This window comes from Bradyrhizobium sp. WSM2254 (genome assembly GCF_000472645.1).
Taxonomy (GTDB): domain Bacteria; phylum Pseudomonadota; class Alphaproteobacteria; order Rhizobiales; family Xanthobacteraceae; genus Bradyrhizobium; species Bradyrhizobium niftali.
Genome location: NZ_AXAB01000021.1, coordinates 1 through 16,887 on the forward strand (window position 1 = coordinate 1; position 16,887 = coordinate 16,887).

11 protein-coding genes and 2 pseudogenes are annotated in these 16,887 nt (G+C 63.6%); 11 read left to right on the forward strand and 2 right to left on the reverse strand.

Annotated features, from left to right (window positions below; genetic code table 11):
* The coding region (locus tag A3M7_RS0115590) for an S-layer family protein (RefSeq protein WP_027544771.1) at positions 1–2,454 on the reverse strand (2,454 nt) is incomplete at its 3' end.
* Between the two features lie 1,250 nt (positions 2,455–3,704).
* Positions 3,705–4,688 (reverse strand): annotated as a pseudogene (locus A3M7_RS44220) (MFS transporter); the annotation flags it as partial.
* Between the two features lie 20 nt (positions 4,689–4,708).
* Between A3M7_RS44220 and A3M7_RS50485 the strand changes: the two are divergent.
* The 11 genes and pseudogenes from A3M7_RS50485 to A3M7_RS0115645 all read left to right on the forward strand — a co-directional run.
* Positions 4,709–4,807: pseudogene (locus A3M7_RS50485) on the forward strand (DUF1275 family protein); the annotation flags it as partial.
* A gap of 417 nt (positions 4,808–5,224) precedes the next feature.
* A complete protein-coding gene (locus A3M7_RS0115600) occupies positions 5,225–6,409 on the forward strand; it encodes an ABC transporter substrate-binding protein (protein WP_027544772.1) in 1,185 nt (394 codons plus the stop codon).
* A gap of 12 nt (positions 6,410–6,421) precedes the next feature.
* Positions 6,422–7,294, forward strand: a complete 873-nt coding sequence (locus A3M7_RS0115605) for a branched-chain amino acid ABC transporter permease (protein ID WP_027544773.1) — start codon at positions 6,422–6,424, stop codon at positions 7,292–7,294.
* A gap of 43 nt (positions 7,295–7,337) precedes the next feature.
* Positions 7,338–8,324, forward strand: coding sequence for a branched-chain amino acid ABC transporter permease (locus A3M7_RS0115610; RefSeq protein WP_027544774.1), 987 nt, complete (start codon positions 7,338–7,340; stop codon positions 8,322–8,324).
* Positions 8,321–9,091: an ABC transporter ATP-binding protein gene (locus A3M7_RS0115615; protein WP_027544775.1), complete on the forward strand. Its 771-nt coding sequence runs from the start codon at positions 8,321–8,323 to the stop codon at positions 9,089–9,091. Before A3M7_RS0115610 ends, A3M7_RS0115615 begins: the two co-directional genes overlap by 4 nt.
* The gene (locus tag A3M7_RS0115620; protein ID WP_027544776.1) at positions 9,084–9,824 is read left to right on the forward strand and encodes an ABC transporter ATP-binding protein; all 741 of its coding nucleotides are present in this window, start codon (positions 9,084–9,086) and stop codon (positions 9,822–9,824) included. Before A3M7_RS0115615 ends, A3M7_RS0115620 begins: the two co-directional genes overlap by 8 nt.
* A 54-nt stretch (positions 9,825–9,878) precedes the next feature.
* Positions 9,879–11,087 carry an aspartate transaminase gene (locus A3M7_RS0115625; protein ID WP_027544777.1) on the forward strand — a complete coding sequence of 403 codons (1,209 nt, stop codon included), beginning with the start codon at positions 9,879–9,881 and terminating at the stop codon, positions 11,085–11,087.
* A gap of 121 nt (positions 11,088–11,208) precedes the next feature.
* Complete coding sequence (gene nac / locus A3M7_RS0115630; RefSeq protein WP_027544778.1) at positions 11,209–12,147, forward strand: nitrogen assimilation transcriptional regulator NAC; 939 nt, start codon at positions 11,209–11,211, stop codon at positions 12,145–12,147.
* 163 nt (positions 12,148–12,310) lie between these two features.
* Entirely contained in the window at positions 12,311–14,377 is a 2,067-nt protein-coding gene (locus tag A3M7_RS0115635) for a hydantoinase/oxoprolinase family protein (protein ID WP_027544779.1), read from the forward strand.
* 13 nt (positions 14,378–14,390) lie between these two features.
* Positions 14,391–16,073 (forward strand): hydantoinase B/oxoprolinase family protein, encoded by a 1,683-nt coding sequence (locus A3M7_RS0115640; protein WP_027544780.1) that lies wholly within the window; start codon positions 14,391–14,393, stop codon positions 16,071–16,073.
* Positions 16,074–16,080: 7 nt separating this feature from the next.
* Positions 16,081–16,884 carry an SDR family NAD(P)-dependent oxidoreductase gene (locus A3M7_RS0115645; protein ID WP_027544781.1) on the forward strand — a complete coding sequence of 268 codons (804 nt, stop codon included), beginning with the start codon at positions 16,081–16,083 and terminating at the stop codon, positions 16,882–16,884.
* The last annotated feature ends 3 nt before the right edge of the window (positions 16,885–16,887 follow it).

Genomic DNA, 16,887 nt, shown 5'->3' on the forward strand with positions numbered 1-16,887 from the left:
GTCGCTGGTGTCGACGTCGGAGAAGGTGACCTGGCCGGTGGCGGTCTGGGCTGCGGCGGGGAGGTCGTCGCCTTCCGACACGGTGCCGGACTGCGCGGCCGAGGTGATCACCGGCGCGTCGTTGGTGCCGACAATCGTCACTGTCACGGTCTGCACCGCGGTGCCGCCGTGACCGTCCGAGATCGTCACGTCGTACTTCTGGGTCAGCGTTTGGCCGGCCTGCAGATCATCGATGGCGCTGTCGGCGACCGAGAAGCTCCAGCCGATCGCGCCGCCATTGCCGGTATCGTGGTTGGTGGTATCGAGGGTAAATGTGCCGAGATAGCCGCCGCCCTGCGGCGCAAAGCTCGCGGTATGGCTGTCGAGCGTGTCGACGTCGGTGAAGGTCACCGCGCCGGAGGCGGAATGCGCGGTGTTGGCAACTTCCGCCGCCGACAGATCCGCCCACTCCGTCGCCAGGCCGCTCTGTGCCAATGAGGTGATCACCGGCGCATCGTTGGTGCCGACAATCGTCATGGTCACGGTCTGCATCGCGGTGCCGCCGTGACCATCCGAGATCGTCACATCGTACTTCTGGGTCAGGGTCTGGCCAGCCTGCAGATAATCGACGGAGCTGTCGGCAACCGAGAAGCTCCAGCCGATCGCGCCGCCATTGCCGGTATCATGGTTGGTGGTATCGAGGGTAAACGTGCCGAGGTAGCCGCCGCCCTGCGGCGCAAACGAGGCGGTGTGGCTGTCGAGCGTGTCGACCTCCGTGAACGCCACCGCGCCGGAGGCGGTGTGTGCGGTGTTGGCAACTTCCGCCGCCGACAGATCCGCCCACTCCGTCGCCAGGCCGCTCTGTGCCGCCGAGGTGATCACCGGCGCATCGTTGGTGCCGACAATCGTCACGGTCACGGTCTGCACCGCGGTACCGCCGTGACCATCCGAGATCGTGACGTCGTACTTCTGGGTCAGGGTCTGGCCAGCCTGCAGATAATCGATGGCGCCGTCGGCGACCGAGAAGCTCCAGCCCATCGAGCCGCCATTGCCGGTATCATGGTTGGTGGTATCGAGCGTGAAGCTACCGATATAGCCGCCGCCCTGGGGAGCGAAGCTCGCAGTATGGCTGTCGAGCGTGTCGACGTCGGTGAAGCTCACCGCACCGGAGGCGGTATGCGGGCTGTTGGCGACTTCCGCCGCCGACAGATCCGCCCACTCCGTCGCCAGGCCGCTCTGCGCCGACGAGGTGATCACCGGCGCATCGTTGGTGCCGACAATCGTCACCGTCACGGTCTGCACCGCGGTGCCGCCGTGACCGTCCGAGATCGTCACATCGTACTTCTGGGTCAAGGTCTGACCGGCCTGCAGAGAATCCAGCGCGCTGTCGGAGACCAAGAAGCTCCAGCCGATCGAGCCGCCATTGCCGGTATCGTGGTTGGTGGTGTTGAGCGTGAAGCTGCCGAGATAGCTGCCGCCCTGCGGCGCAAAGCTCGCAGTGTGGCTGTCGAGCGTGTCGACGTCCATGAACGCCACGGCGCCGGAGGCGGTATACGGAGAGTTGGCCGCCTCGGCCGCCGACAGATCCGCCCACTCCGTCGCCAGGCCGCTTTGCGCCGACGAGGTGATCACCGGCGCATCGTTTGTGCCGGTAACCGTGATAGTCAGGTTGGCAATGCTCGAGCCGCCATGATTGTCGGAATTGGTGTAGCTGAAAGTGTCGTAAACCAGCTGGCCTGCCGCTAACGCCTGCACATTGGCCTGGGCGTTGTTCAGCGTATAGGTGTACGTTCCATCGGAGTTGAGGTGCAGCGTGCCGTAGGTGCCGACCACATCAGCACCGACCTTGGTGGCAGAGCCGTTGACGGCCGTGACGCTATGACTGTCGTGCGTATCGGTGTCGGTATCGTTGGTGAGCACGTTGCCGCTGACTGAATTCGACGCGGTGTCTTCCTTCACCGCATTTGTGTCGGCCACGGCTACGGGGCCATCGTTGACCCCGGCAATTCTCACCGTAGCGGTAGCCCAGCTCAGCGTCCCATTGCCAAGCCGGATGGCGTAAATGAATGAATCTGTGAAAAAATCCCCTGCTGACAGGGCAGCGATTTGAGCGCTTAATGCTGACGCGTCATATCCGACTTTTCCATCCGCCGTGATCCAGATTTTGGCGCCATTCAAGCTTGTATCGCTGCTGGTGGCTTCGGCGCGCGCGGTGTCCTGGGTCAGCAAATCAGCCGCGCTATAGCCGCTCATGGCGCCGCTGTTATTGATGCCATTGTCGATGGAAAAGAGCGTCTTGGCATTGCCTCCAAGGTCATTTCCCATGACATCGAAAAAGACAGGCTGAAGGTTATCCTCCGTCAGCGAAATGGATACGCCGGCGGCGGTCAGGCCACTCGTAAAAATATCGTCCTTCGCCTGCGGTGTATTGGTGAACGAGGTGGTGCTGCCGCCGCCGGTTGTCTGAGTAGCCATGTCTTCGACCTCAAAACTCGTAGAAGATGAATGTTATTTGGGAGCAACCAGAACACGGGAGAGCAACGTGTCGGATACGGGCGACCTCGAAGCGGCCCAGAACTCTGCAGTCGTGTCTTGACGAGGAGATAGCGAAGGTGCGCCGTCGCTCGGCGAGGACTGCAGATCGGCTGAATCGATCACCGGAGCCGCCGTCACCCGGGAGGCAATCGCACCCGCCATAGACAGTTCGACCGAAAGATCCGATGGTCGAGATGAACTCGAATTGTCCTTGAGGCGAGAATTAGTTTCGGAACGGCTGGCGGCTGGTAAAGGCGTCGAGGTGAATAAAGCGCTGCTCACAACACACTCCACTCTGCTGACGCGGAGCAGGTGCAATTGCATTCGAAGAGCAACTCACAGGAGAGCGCCGGCAATGAGCGCCCGTTCAGCGCCTAGGCGCCGCCGCCAGAAGAAACTCTGGCCTGTTGTGAAAAGACTCCGACGCCCTTAACTCCTGCCCCGTTCATGCTCGGCCTCCTGACGACCGCGCACGGCTTATGATTTTCCAGTAACGTTTCTTGCTTTAGTAACGTCCCTCGAGAGATCGAACCCGACAGTCGCCCGCAGCACAGGGTCGTTCGCACGGATGGATCAGCGTAAGAATCCCAGCCCGGGCTGGAAAACGCTGTGCGCATCCCCGCCTCGGCGAGCCGCTTGAAATGTGAGACGAGCAATCGCGTAGCCCCTGCTTCTCGTAGAACGCAATGCTCGCTAGGAATCTGGGTCGGGGCAACGGCCCAAGAGGGGTACTCCGTCGGACCACGTAAGAATACGGTCGCGCATGCTGATCGACCGCACCTGCGGCACATTATCGATGAAATCGCAGATAGCTAATTGGCGCTTTTTTGCCGCCCGGGGTCAGCAAGACTAAGTGCCGGCTTCTTGGTCTTGCTCAGTCTAAGCACGGCATCTGGACCCAAGGCTTTCGCTTCCCGGTCAACGAGGAGCTGGCCGCGTGGCTGCGAAAGGGCGATGATTCAACTGGGGCAGCCTTGGAAGCCCTCTCGGTTCAATGAGGCGCTTCGGATGATGGGAGACGCGTGCTGACCGGCGGCCCACTGCCGGATCTTGATGAGCACCACGTTTTCCGCTCATCGGCGGAAACGCGGTCCTCAAAAAGTACTGATACATCGAGGCCGGTTTTGTCGTCTGTAGCTTTGCAGCCATCGTTTTCGACGATAGAGTCGCCTGCTTCTTGCTGGCGCGACTCAATCGGGCGCGAAGCGGGCCGCTATGAAGTGGGTCACCTTGGGCTCGCCCGCGGCGCCGAACTCGCGGATGGCATCCTGAACGACCTTGTCGGCGTTCGTCACACGCTGGTGCTGTCGGAGATGCTCAAGCCAAGACGCCACCATGAACGTTTCCAGGAAGCGTCCACTCTCCGCGGCATCCTCAAAGACGTCCCATGAAAAGGCGCCGTCCCGCTGGCGTTGCTGGCCCAGGTCTCGGATTGCGGCGAGGAAACCGTCACGCTTCTCCGGATTGATCTGATATTCGACCGTGATCAGTACCGGCCCGCGGTCGGCATCTGCGTCGATCGCCAGCACGGGGGCCGGCCAATGCATGGAGGGCGTGAGGTCCACGCCTTGGCCGCCCTGCAGCTTCCAGCGCCAGGTCAGCGCGATGCCGGCTACCGCTCCGGCGGCCGCGATGAAGTGCGCTGCGGGCAGGCCGAACGCCGAGGCAAGCTGCCCCCACAGCGCGCTGCCGGCGGTCATCGCGCCGAAGAACACGGTCACGAACATGGCCAGCCCGCGCCCGCGCACCCAATCGGGCAGGGACATCTGAACCGATACGTTCAGGCTCGCAAGAACGGCGATCCATGACATGCCTGCGAGGAGGCAGGCCGCGAAGCCGATCGCGGAATAACGTGCGACACCGAGCAGGACCAGGCAGGCCGCCGTGCCGAGCGTGCCGGCCGCGACGAGCCGGTCGGGTCCCAGAACTGCCTTCAGCCATGGCAGCGCAAATGCGCCGCCGACGGCACCGATGCCGATCGCGCCGAGCAGAATGCCGTAGAGTTCGGGACCGCCCGCGATCTGATTGCGCGCGACGAGCGGGAGCAGAGCCCAATATGCGCTGGCGAAGAAGAAGAACGCCACCGCTCGTATGAGAGTCGCGCGCAGATCGGGATTGTATCGTGCATGCCGAAAGCCGATCACGAGGGCTCCGGTCAGGCGTTCCGGCGGAAGTCTGCTTCCTTGCGAGGTCGGTGGGTTTGGTTGATACCGCTGGCTTTCTCGCGCTCCAAGGACTGTTCACTGCGCACGTCACGGGCAATTTCGTCACCTTTGGTGCAGCCATGGTGCTAACCTGATCAGGCCTTCCGATGTAGATGGCGTCGCGTCGGTGCGATCGACTGCTCGTCCGCCTGCACTTTCGACAGTTTCGGTCGAGGCGCGGGGTAGCAGATGCGGCGTCCGCGCCGGTCTGCACGGGGCCGCAAGAGGCCGTTTGGAACTGAGCGCACGGCGAACGCGATTCAAGCGGGGATTTGTTGGCAGCCGCTCTCGCGCGCGCAGCGCTAGCTGCATCGAGCGACAAATCGACAGAAGCGCAGGGGCGCCATAAGAATTCGCTATGGCGGCAGACCGCAGTCATGCTTCCCCTGTCATCGGACGTAAATCTATTTTTTACCGTCGGCCGCAGAAGAAAATTCCAAGAGCAAGACCACGGAAGTGGCGGAGATCGCGGGCGCATCATTTTGTAGCAGCAACGGAGCGGGCACATGACGATCGAATTGAGCCGACGCGGATTTTGCATGGGAACCGCACTGATCGGCCTTCAGGCCGTCTCCTCCAGTGCCTTCGCCCGAACCGAGGACGGCACCGTCAAGCTCGGCCTCGTCGCGCCGATGAGCGGGCCGAATGCCCGCTATGGTGCGTTCTCGCTGCGTGGCGCCCAGATGGCGGCCAAGGAGATCAACGGCGCCGGCGGCATCGGCGGGCGCAAGATCAACGTCCTGGCCGGTGACAGCCAGGGCACGCCGGTCGAGGGTGTCTCCGCAACCCGCCGCCTCATCGACCAGGACCAGGTCGATTTCATCATCGGCGACGTATCGAGCTCGGTGACGCTCGCGATGCAGCCGGTCGTGGAGGATGCCGGTGTGCTTCTCCTCAATGCCGCGTCGTCGAATCCGAAGATCACCTACAAGGCGGGCGTCGGCGGCTTCAAATGGACCTACCGCAACTATCCGACCGACGAAAACCGTGCCTTGATCGTGCTGCAATACGCCGCCGAGAAGAAGGGCTTTACCAAATACGCTGTGCTCTCGGTCGACAGCGATTATGGGCGCGCGGCCATTGAGTTCACCAAGAAGTACCTTCCTCGTTTCAAGAGCCAGATCCTGACGGAAGACTATTACAAGGAGGGCGAGGTGGATTTCCGCAGCGTGCTGTCCAAGATCCGCGATTCCGGCGCCCAGGCCATCATCATGTACGGCAACGCCGATTCCACGCCCATCGTCGGGCGTCAGATGATGGAAGTCGGGATCGCAGGGAAGATTCCGCTGATCGGCAATGCCGAGTTCAATACCGAGAAGACCATCAAGGCGGCGCCGAAGGCGCTCGAAGGTGCGATCGAGGCGGCGGCCTGGCTTCCCGCCTACGAGTCGGAGAAAAGCAAGGCGTTCGTCGACAAGTTCACCGCCGAGTTCCGTGAAGCCCCCAACAACCATGCCTATGTGCACTGGGAGACGACGCATCTTCTGGCCAAGGCGATCGAGCAGGCCCAGAGCATCGACCGCGAGAAGGTCCGCACCGCGCTGTCCAAGATCCATTATGCGAGCGCGGTCGGCGAGGTGACCTTCGACGATCACAATCAGGCGCGCCTGCCGATGATCCTGCTCGAGATCGAGAACGGCAAGCCGGCCATCAAGGGAGCCTATTCGGCCGAGATCGATTATCCCAAATAGGGCGCCACGCACATGTTCTACACGATCATGGAGCAGGTCGTTAACGGCATCGTATCAGGATCGGTCTATGCGATCGTTGCCGTCGGCATGACGATGATTTTTGGCGTGCTGCGCGCCATCAACTTCGCGCATGGCGAATACTATATGCTCGGCACCTTCGGGGCCTGGTTCGCCATCGAATATTTCGACCTGCCTTATCCGGTAGCAGTCGTGATCGGCGTGGTCGCCACCGCCGTCATCGCCGTCGTGGTCGGCAATTTCGTGATGCAGCGGATCGTCGGAGCGCCGGCCGAGGCCGGCGTGCTTGCGACCCTCGGCGTCGCGCTGATCCTGCAGAACACCGTCATCCTGGTGTTCGGCGGCAGCTACAAGTTCTTCTCCGGCGGCTATATCGAGCCGGTGACGCTGTTCGGCTTCACACTGGCCGAGCAGCGCATCCTGATCATCATCGTCAGCCTCATCGTGTTCGTCGGCCTCGAGCTGATGGTCACCTACAGCCGGATGGGCAAGGCGATGCGCGCGGTGTCGCAGAACATCGAGTGCTGCGCTGTGGTCGGTATCGACGTCCGTCACATCGCGCTCTGGACCTTCATCCTCGGGGCTGGGTTGGCGGCGCTCTCGGGCGTGTTGACTGCGCCCGTGAACGTCAGCGTCTACGGCGGCATGGGCGAGCTTATCACCTTCAAGACGCTGCCCATCATCATCATGGGCGGACTCGGCAACGTCCGCGGCACGTTCGTCGCGGCGATGATCCTCGGAATCGCGGAGAGCCTGGTTGCCACCTATGTCGGGCTGCAGTTCCGCGACACCGTGGGATTTGCGACCCTCATGCTGGTGCTGATGTGGCGTCCGCACGGGCTCTTCTCCGCGCAGGCCCGCTTCTGATTACCATGGATGTGACATGACTGAGATCGTCCGAGACCAGACCATGGCACCAGCCGAACTCCCAGTTGCTGCGACGGGACGGGACTTTCGCGTTCCGTTTGGCCTCGCGCTCGTCGCGCTGGCATGCGTCGCACCGCTATTCCTCGGCAATTACCCGCTGCACGCGATCATCATCGCGCTGATCTTCCTGCTGCCGGCCCATGGTCTCAACCTGCTGCTGGGATACACCGGGTTGCTGTCGCTGGCGCAGGCAGCGTTCTTCGGCATTGGGGCCTATACGTCGGCGCTGCTGGCAGTCCATTTCGGCACGCCGTTCTATCTGAATTTCCTCGCCGCCGGCCTCGTGACGGGCGCAATTGCGGCGCCGCTCGGAATTCCCGCTCTGAGGCTGCGTGCAACGTCGTTCGTGATGTGCACGCTCGGCTTCGTCATCATCGGCCAAGCCATCGCTAAGAACTGGATCAGCCTGACGCGCGGCGACATGGGGTTGGCGGGGATCCCAAAACCCTATTTCGCGCTGGGGCCCGCCTCGTTCACGGTCTCCGGAACCGTCGCCTTCTACTATTTGACGCTCGTCATCGCTGCGCTGGCAACGCTGGCCGTCTACCTGATCGTTCGGTCGCCGGCGGGCCGCAACATGATCGCCATTCGCGAGAACGAGACGCTTGCCGAATCCGTTGGCATTCCGACCTGGCACTACAAGCTCGTCGTCTTCATGATCAGCGCTGCCTTTGCGGGGCTCGGCGGCAGTCTCTATGCGCATTATCTGACCGTGGTCAGCCCGCTGACCTTCCAGATGTACTATTCGACGACGATGCTGATCATCGTGCTCGGCGGCGGGGCGGGGACCATCTCGGGCGTCATCTTCGGCAGCCTGCTGTTCGTCGGCCTCACCGAAGCGCTGCGCGTCGCCCCGGAGCTGCGCATGATCGCCTATGGCTTCTTCCTGCTCGGCCTGGTGTTCTGGTTCCCCAGCGGATTCGCGCCGCTGATCGGCCGCTTCTGGTCATTCCTGGAGAAGCGCAAATGAACGGGCTGCCGATCCTCGATATCTCCGGCCTCTGCAAGTCCTACGGCGCCGTGCGCGCCGTGGATGGGGTGGATCTGCATGTCGACCGCGGGGAGATCTGTGGCTTGATCGGCCCCAACGGCTCCGGAAAGTCCACCTTCTTCGATTGCGTGACCGGGCTCGCAAGACCGAGCGCGGGAGCTGTGAAGCTCGACGGTCAGGACATCACGGGCTGGTCGCTCAACGATATCGCCCGTGAAGGCCGCATGCTGCGCTCGTTCCAGAAGACCGTGGTTTTCTCCGCGCTGGACATCGAGGAAAACCTCGTGATCGCCGGCCAGATGTTCACCTTTCCCGGCATCTGGTCGACGTTCGGGATCGGCGCCGCCGCGCGCAATCGCGTCGCGGCGCTCAGGGAACGGGCACGCGAGCTGATCAGGATCGCCGGTCTCTGGGACGTGCGTTTCCAGCCGGCCGGCAAGCTCTCGGGCGGCCAGCAGAAGCTGATCCAGTTTGCCTCGATGCTGATGCCAGAGCCGAAGCTCATTCTGCTCGACGAGCCCATGGCCGGCATCAATCCCAAGCTGATCGAGCGTGTGGTCGAGAGCATCCGCCTCGCCAACACCTCCTTCGGCGTCAGCTTCCTCATCATCGAGCACAACATCGACGTCGTCACGAGCCTGTGCAAGCGCGTGGTCGTGCTCGACCAGGGCCGCAAGCTCGCGCAAGGAACGCCCGACGAAATCGTCCGGAACCAGGCGGTGCGGGAGGCCTATCTCGGTGGTTGAACCCTCTCTCTCGATCAAGGGGCTGCGCGCCGGCTACGGCTCGCTCGACATCCTCAACGGCGTCGATCTCGACGTGCCGCAGGGACAGTTCGTCGCGCTGATGGGGCCGAACGGGGCGGGCAAGTCGACGCTTCTGAAGACGCTCTATGGCATGACGACGGTCAAGGGCGGCAGCATCAACTGGCAGGGCAAGGACATCAGCTCACTCAAGTCGCGCGCGATCCTCGCCGAAGGGATCTCCTGGGTGCCACAGGGGCGCTGCAATTTCCCTGTCATGACGGTCGACGAGAACCTCCAGATGGCCGCCTATACGCTGCGCGACAGCAAGGTGAAAGCGGAGCGGGATTATGTCTACGACCTCTTCCCCATCCTGAAGACGCGCCGCAACACGCTGGCCGGTAACATGTCGGGCGGCGAACAGCAGCTGCTCGAAGTCGCGATGGCGGTGCTGCAGCGGCCAAAAATCCTGCTCGTCGACGAGCCCTCGGTCGGTTTGTCGCCGACCGCGATCGGCATCGTGTTCGATGAGCTGCTGCGCATCAACGCGGCCGGCCAGACCATTCTGCTGGTCGAGCAGAACACCAAGAAGGCCATGGCCGTGGCGCAGCGCGCCGTCATCCTGCGGCTCGGCAAGGTGATCTGGGACGGGCGTCCCGCCGACATCACCCATGACGAGCTGGGCGAGCTCTTCCTCACCGGCCGCATGCGCGGTGAGACCGACGTCGAACATTGATCTAGGCGTCCGCCCGGCAGGTGGACGGCATTCGCAACGCAAAGGACGACAACAGTGACGATCTTCGTGCCGGCCGCGCGCGTCTCGCGCATCAAGATATCTCCGACCACGGCGGCGTCCGCCCGCGTGCGCGAGCTGAAGGCCGCCGGCCGCGACATCGTCGACATGGCGATCGGCGAGCCTGATTTCGACACGCCGGATCACGTCAAGGCGGCCGCGCATGAGGCGATCGATCGCGGCGAGACCAAATATACCGCCGTCAACGGCACTGTCGCCCTGCGCAAGGCGATCATCGCCGACTACAAGCGCCGCCTTGGCCTCGACTATGCCGACAACGAGATCTGCGTTGGGGGCGGCGCCAAGCAGATCCTGTTCCTCGCGCTGATGGCGAGCGTGGAGGAGGGCGCCGAGGTCATCATCCCCGCGCCCTATTGGGTCTCCTATCCCGACATGGTGATCGCCAATGACGGCAGGCCCGTCATTGTCCGCTGCGCGGAGAACCAGGGGTTCAAGCTGACGGCGGAGGCGCTGGAAGCCGCGATCACGCCGAAGACGCGCTGGCTGATCCTGAATGCGCCCTCGAACCCGACCGGCGCGGCCTATTCCCGCGCAGACCTCAAGGCGATCGGCGACGTGCTGTTGCGTCATCCCGACGTCCTCGTGCTCTCGGACGACATCTATGACCAGATCTGGTACCGCGACGAGCCGGCGACGACGCTTGCCGCCGCGGTACCCGAGCTCAAGGACCGCGTCCTGCTTGCCAACGGGGTGTCGAAGACCTATGCGATGACCGGCTGGCGGATCGGCTATGCCGCCGGTCCCGCGCCGCTAGTCGCCGCTATCAACAAGCTGCAATCGCAGATGTCGTCGTGCCCATCGTCGATCAGCCAGGCCGCGGCCGCCCATGCGCTGACCAGCGACCAGTCGTTCGTTCGCGACAGCGTCAAGCTCTACAAGGAGCGCCGCGACTATGCCTGCGCACGGCTCAATGCGATCCCTGGCCTGTCCTGTCTGGTGCCTGATGGAGCCTTCTATCTCTATCCCGGCTGTGCCGGCGTGATCGGCAAGATCATGCCTGACGGCAAGGTCATCGAGAATGATCTCGATTTCGTGCTCTATCTGCTCGACGATGTCGGCGTAGCCGCCGTGCAGGGCGCGGCCTACGGGCTCTCGCCGTATTTCCGTCTGTCGATCGCGACCTCGATGGCCGCGATCAAGGACGCCTGCGACCGCATCGAAAAGGCCTGCACGGCGCTACGCTGACGCCGGTACGCCCGGACCGGGCCGAACGCGAGAGGCTGGCAAGAATATCATTGAAATCAACGGTCTAGATGGGAGATATTGGCGAACCAGCCCGCGTTTTCAGGACCAGCGTTCGACACAGATGAGCGTCGATTTCAGGAAGCTGAAGAGCTTCGTCAAGGTGGTCGATGCCGGCAGCGTATCGCGCGCCGCCGGCCTGTTGCGCACGGCGCAGCCGGCGCTGTCGCAGCAGATCGCGGCGCTCGAGAGTCATTTCAAGCACAAGCTCCTGCTGCGCAGCAATCACGGTATCGTCCCGACCGAGGCCGGCCTCATCCTTTACCGCCATGCGCAATTGCTGCTGAAGCAGATCGAGCAGGCGCAGATCGACATCGATCAGTCGACCAAGGCGCTGGCCGGGCGGGTGTCAATAGGCCTTGCGACCTATTCGGCGTCGAGCACGCTATCGCTGCCGATTCTGAAGGAAATGTCGACGCTGCATCCGAAGATCATCGTCCACATCAACGACAGTTTCGGCCATGTGCTGAGCGAGCTGATCATGACCGGTAGGATGGACATGGCCATGATCTACGGCTCCGGTCCGATCAAGGGCGTCAAGCTGCAACCGCTGTTCCGCGAGGAACTCTATCTGGTCTCGCGCGCCGGGGCGGCAGTGAAAAAGTCGACGGACGAACCGCTGCCGCTGTCGGCGTTGGCCGACGTCAAGCTGTTGCTGCCGAGCCAGGGACATTTCCTGCGGCGCCTGATCGATGAATCGCTGGCGCGAGCGCGGGTGACGCCGAATGTCGTCTCCGAGATCGAATCCGTCTCTGCGCTCGGCGCGGCCGTGACCGAGGGGCTCGGCTCGACCATCCTGCCGGCCTCGGTCGCAGCGACCGCGTCGAGCTTTGGTGGGGTCGAGGTGCGGCGGCTGGTGCGGCCCGCGATCGAGGCGACAGTCTCCCTGTGCATCTCCGATCATCTGCCGCTGTCGGAGCCCGCGCTTGCCACACGATCGGTACTCCTGACCGTGGTCGAGAAGCTGATGCGCGGCCATCCTCAGGGCATCAAGGCGGTCTAAGCAATACCGCTGGACGTCAAAGCCCGCGCACCGGCATGTGCGGCGGCTGTATCGCGCCGACTTCGTCAGGCCATAAACAAAACCTATGGCGGCAGACGGGAGTTGTGGTGGTGGGCTGTGGCCGCATTTCCTACGCTCGAAGACGATCGCTTCGAGGACAGAGATGGCCAAGCTCGCATTCGACACCGGTGGAACCTTTACCGATTTTGCGCTGCTCGACGACAAGGGCGAGCTGCATCTCCACAAGGTGCTGAGCACGCCGGCCAATCCGGCCGAGGCCGTGGTTCGCGGCGTGTCCGAGTTGCTCGCGCAATTCGGCGATGTCGTCGATCTCGAAGGACTTCAGGTGCTCGGTGCGACCACCGTCGTCACCAACGCGGTGCTGGAGCGCAAGGGCGTCAAGACCGGCTTCATCTCCACCGCCGGCTTCCAGGACATGCTGCGCATCCGCAACGAAGGACGTTATGACCTCTACGATCTGAACTTGAAGTATCCCGACCCGCTGGTGACGCGCGCCAACAGCTTTGGCGCCGTCGAACGCATCGCCGCCGACGGCGAGGTCATCACGGCGCTGGAGGAAGACACGGTTCGCGAGATCGCCGGCCGGTTGCGCGAGGAGGGCATCAAGTCCGTCGCGGTCTGTCTGCTGCATGCCTACAAATATCCCCATCATGAGCGGCGCATCGCGGCGCTGTTGTGCGAGGAGGATCCCGATATCTACGTGTCGCTGTCCTCCGAGGTCTGCCCCGAGGTGCGCGAGTTCGACCGCGCCTCGACCACTGTCGTCAACGCCTATACGCGACCGCAGATGTCGGGACACGTCGCCCATCTCGAACGGGAGTTTGCGGCCAGGGGTATCAATCGCCAGGTGCTCTGGATGACCTCGTCGGGCGGCCTCGTGCCGAGCAGCCGGGCTGCGGAGCTTCCGGTGCGCCTGATCGAATCCGGCCCCGCCGCAGGCGCGGTGGCAGCCGCCGAATTCGGCCGCATCGCCGGTGAGGGCAGTGTGCTGTCCTTCGACATGGGCGGCACTACTGCAAAGCTGTGCCTGATCCCGAACGGCGAGCCGACGGTCGGCACCGATCTCGAGGTCGCGCACTACCATCGCTTCCGCAAGGGCTCGGGCTTTCCGCTCAAGATCCAGTCGATCCGCATGATCGAGATCGGCGCGGGCGGCGGTTCGATCGCGGCGAGGAACCCGCTCGGCCTGCTCGACGTCGGGCCGCGGTCGGCAGGCGCGATGCCGGGCCCGGCCGCGTACCAGCGCGGCGGCACCGAGCCGACCGTCACCGACGCCGATATCTTGCTCGGCTACATGGGCACGGAGTCCTTCGTCGGCGGCTCGTTCAAGGTCTCGAAGGACGCCGCGCAAGCGGCGATGGCGAAGCTCGCAGCCGCGCTCGACGTCAGCGTGCCCCGCTGTGCCTGGGGCATCCACGATCTCGTCAATGAATCCATGAGCAAGGCGGCGGCGGTGCACGCGACCGACCTCGGCGTCGATCCGCGAAGCCTGCCGATGGTGGCCTTCGGCGGCGCGGGCCCCGTGCACGCCTATGGCATCGCCCGCAAGCTCGGCATCAAGCGCATCATCTGCCCGACGGGCGCCGGCGTCACCTCCGCTATCGGCCTCTTGATCGCACCGGTCGCGGTCGACCTCTCCACGAGCTTTCCGATGCAGGTCGACAATTGGGATTTTGTCGCGATGGACCGCCTGCTCGGCGATCTCGCGGCCCAGGGGGCCGAAGTCGTCCGCGCCGCCGGCGTCGCGCCGGAGACCATCACCAACACCTACACTGTCGACATGCGCCACGTCGGCCAGGGCCACGAAATCACGGTCGCGCTGCCGGATCGCGGCCTGGCGCCGAAGCAGTTCCACGAAGAGCTCCTCGCCAATTTCTACAAGCTCTACCGCGAGCTGTTCGGCCGCATCGTCGCGGGCTCGTCGGTCGAGGTGATCACCTGGCGTCTGCGCTCGAGCGGGCGGAAGGACCAGGTGACCCGGCCGCACGCACGGCATGCCGCCGAGGCCAGGAAAGGCACCCGCTCGGTCTATTTCAGCGAGCGCAATGGCTTCGTCGAGACGCCGGTCTACGATCACTACAAGCTGCCGGTCGGCGAGGAGATCAAGGGACCGGCCATTGTCGAGCAGCGCGAGTCGACGGCGGTGGTCGGGCCGAGCGGCACCGCTCACGTCGACATCAATGGCAATCTCGTGATCAACCTCGCCTGAGGAGGACGCATCCATGTCCGTGAACGCGGCCGATTTCAACGATCCCATCAATCTTCAGGTGATGTGGAATCGCCTGATCTTCATCGCCGACCAGGCCGACATCGTGCTCGGCCGCACCGCGTTTTCGCCGATCGTGCGCGAGAACCACGACTATGTGACCGTGCTGCTCGACAGCCGCGGCCGCGCGCTGGCGCAATGCACCTGGTCGATCCCGGTGTTCATCACCTCGCTTCCGGTCGCCGCGCAAAAATACTTCCTGCCGAAATTTCCGGCCGAGGCTCTGGCAGAAGGCGACGTGCTCGCCACCAACGATCCCGAGATCGGCACCGGGCATCTGCCCGACGTCACCATGATCACGCCGATCTTCAAGAAGGGCAAGGTCGTGGCCTATGCCGGCTCGATCGCGCATCTGCCCGACATCGGCGGCGCGCCCCTGCATTCCGAGGCCAGCGACATTTTCGAGGAGGGCATCCGCTTCCCGATCGTGAAGATGCACAAGGCCGGCGTCCCCAACCAGGATGTGCTCGACATCATCGCCGCCTCCGTTCGCCTTCCGACCGAAGTGATGGGCGATCTCGAATCCATGGTCGCGGCCAACAATGTGATGGGCCGCGAACTGGTGAAATTCCTCGACGAATACGACCTCGACAGCATCGACGAACTGGCCGACGCCATCCATACGCGATCGGAGGCGCAGACGCGGCGGGCGATCCGGCAATGGCCCAATGGGACCTATTCCGCCGAGGTGCTGCTCGACGGCTACGACACCGATGTGACCTTGAAGGCCTCCGTCATCGTCCGCGACGATTCCATCCACGTCGACTATGCCGGCACGTCAGACCAGGTGCTCCATTCCATCAACTGCCGGACCAATTACCGCTACGCTCATTCGGTCTACGCACTGAAATGCCTGCTCGACCCGGATACGCCGAACAACGAGGGCTGCATCACCCCGATCACCGACGAGGCGCCGCTTGGCTCGATCCTCAATCCGCAGCAATGGACGGCAGGCAATTCGCGCAATCTGATCGGCCACGTCATTCCCTCGCTGATCTTCAAGGCGCTGGAAGGCGTGGTGCCGGTCAAGGTGATGGGTGACAGCGGCGGCGCGCCGATCTGGGCCGCCAACTGCGTTGGCCGGCGCGACGACGGTTCGCAATACGGCTCGGTGCAGAATTTTCACGGCGGGCAGGGCGCCCGCGCCGAGTTCGACGGTCTGGACACGCTGAGCTTCCCGTCCAATTGCAGGGTCACCGCGATCGAGATGTTCGAGATCGCCGTCCCCGCGCTCACCGAGTGCAAGGAGCTGATTCCGGATTCCGGCGGCGCCGGCAAAAGCCGGGGCGGGCTTGGCCAGCGCGTCATCTTGCGCAATCTCGGGCGCAATCCGATGAACATCTATCTTGCCTCCGAGCGGGTGCGTCATCCCTGCTTCGGGGTCGTCGGAGGCCGGTCCGGCAGCGCCGGCAAGGTGCACAAGAACGGCGAGCCGCAATTTCCCAAGGGCAAGGTCGTCCTGAAGACGGGTGACCGCCTGGAGGTCGAGACGCCGGGAGGCGGCGGCTGGGGCAAGACGTCGGAGCGCTCCGCGGCCGCGATCGAGCTCGATCTCGCGGAAGGGTTGATCTCGCCGCAGGCCGCGAGGCAGATTTACGGCCATCAGCGCTCAAGTCTGGCGGCGACGGCCGCCGAATAGGAGAGTCATGAGTCTGCTCGACGGAAAGATCGCGCTCGTCACCGGCGCGGGAACGGGGATCGGACGCGAGACCGCGATCCTGCTCGCCCAGGAAGGTGCGAGGGTTATCCTGACAGGACGCCGGATCGGCCCGCTCGAGGAGGTCGTCACGGCGATCGAGAAGGCGGGCGGCAAGGCCATCGCCCGCGCGTTCGATGTCGGTTCCCGGGATGCGATCCTGGAGACGGTTGCCTGGGTGAAGAGCAATGTCGGACCGATCGACATTCTCGTCAACAATGCCGGCAGTGCCAGCAAGGTGCTGAACGCGCGCTTCATCAGCGAGGCCGAGTGGAACGCCACGGTGAACGTCAACCTCACCGCCGTGTTCAACCTCACCCAGGCCGTGCTGGAGGACATGATAGCGAGGAAGGAAGGCACGGTGATCACGGTGTCGTCGCTCGCGGTCGTCAATCCGAACCTGCTCGGCGGCGCGGCCTATGGCGCGGCCAAGGCCGGCGTGAAGAATTTCATGAGCTTCCTGCACAACACCTATCGCAACCAGGGCATTCGCGCGACGACGATCCTGCCCGGCGAGACCGATACCCCGATCATGGACAATCGCGCGCGGCCGCCGCTCGAAGGCGAGCGGGCCGTGATGCTTCACCCGCACGACGTTGCGCGTGCCGTGCTGCTCTGCGCCAGCCTGCAGAAGGGCGCCGTGATCCCCGAGTTGCATATCTGCCCAACCTTCATGCGCGACACCTCGGCCGATATCGAGATGGCCCGGTGGGTCGGTGCGCCAGAAGGGCTGAGCGACAAGCCAAAGACCTGACAG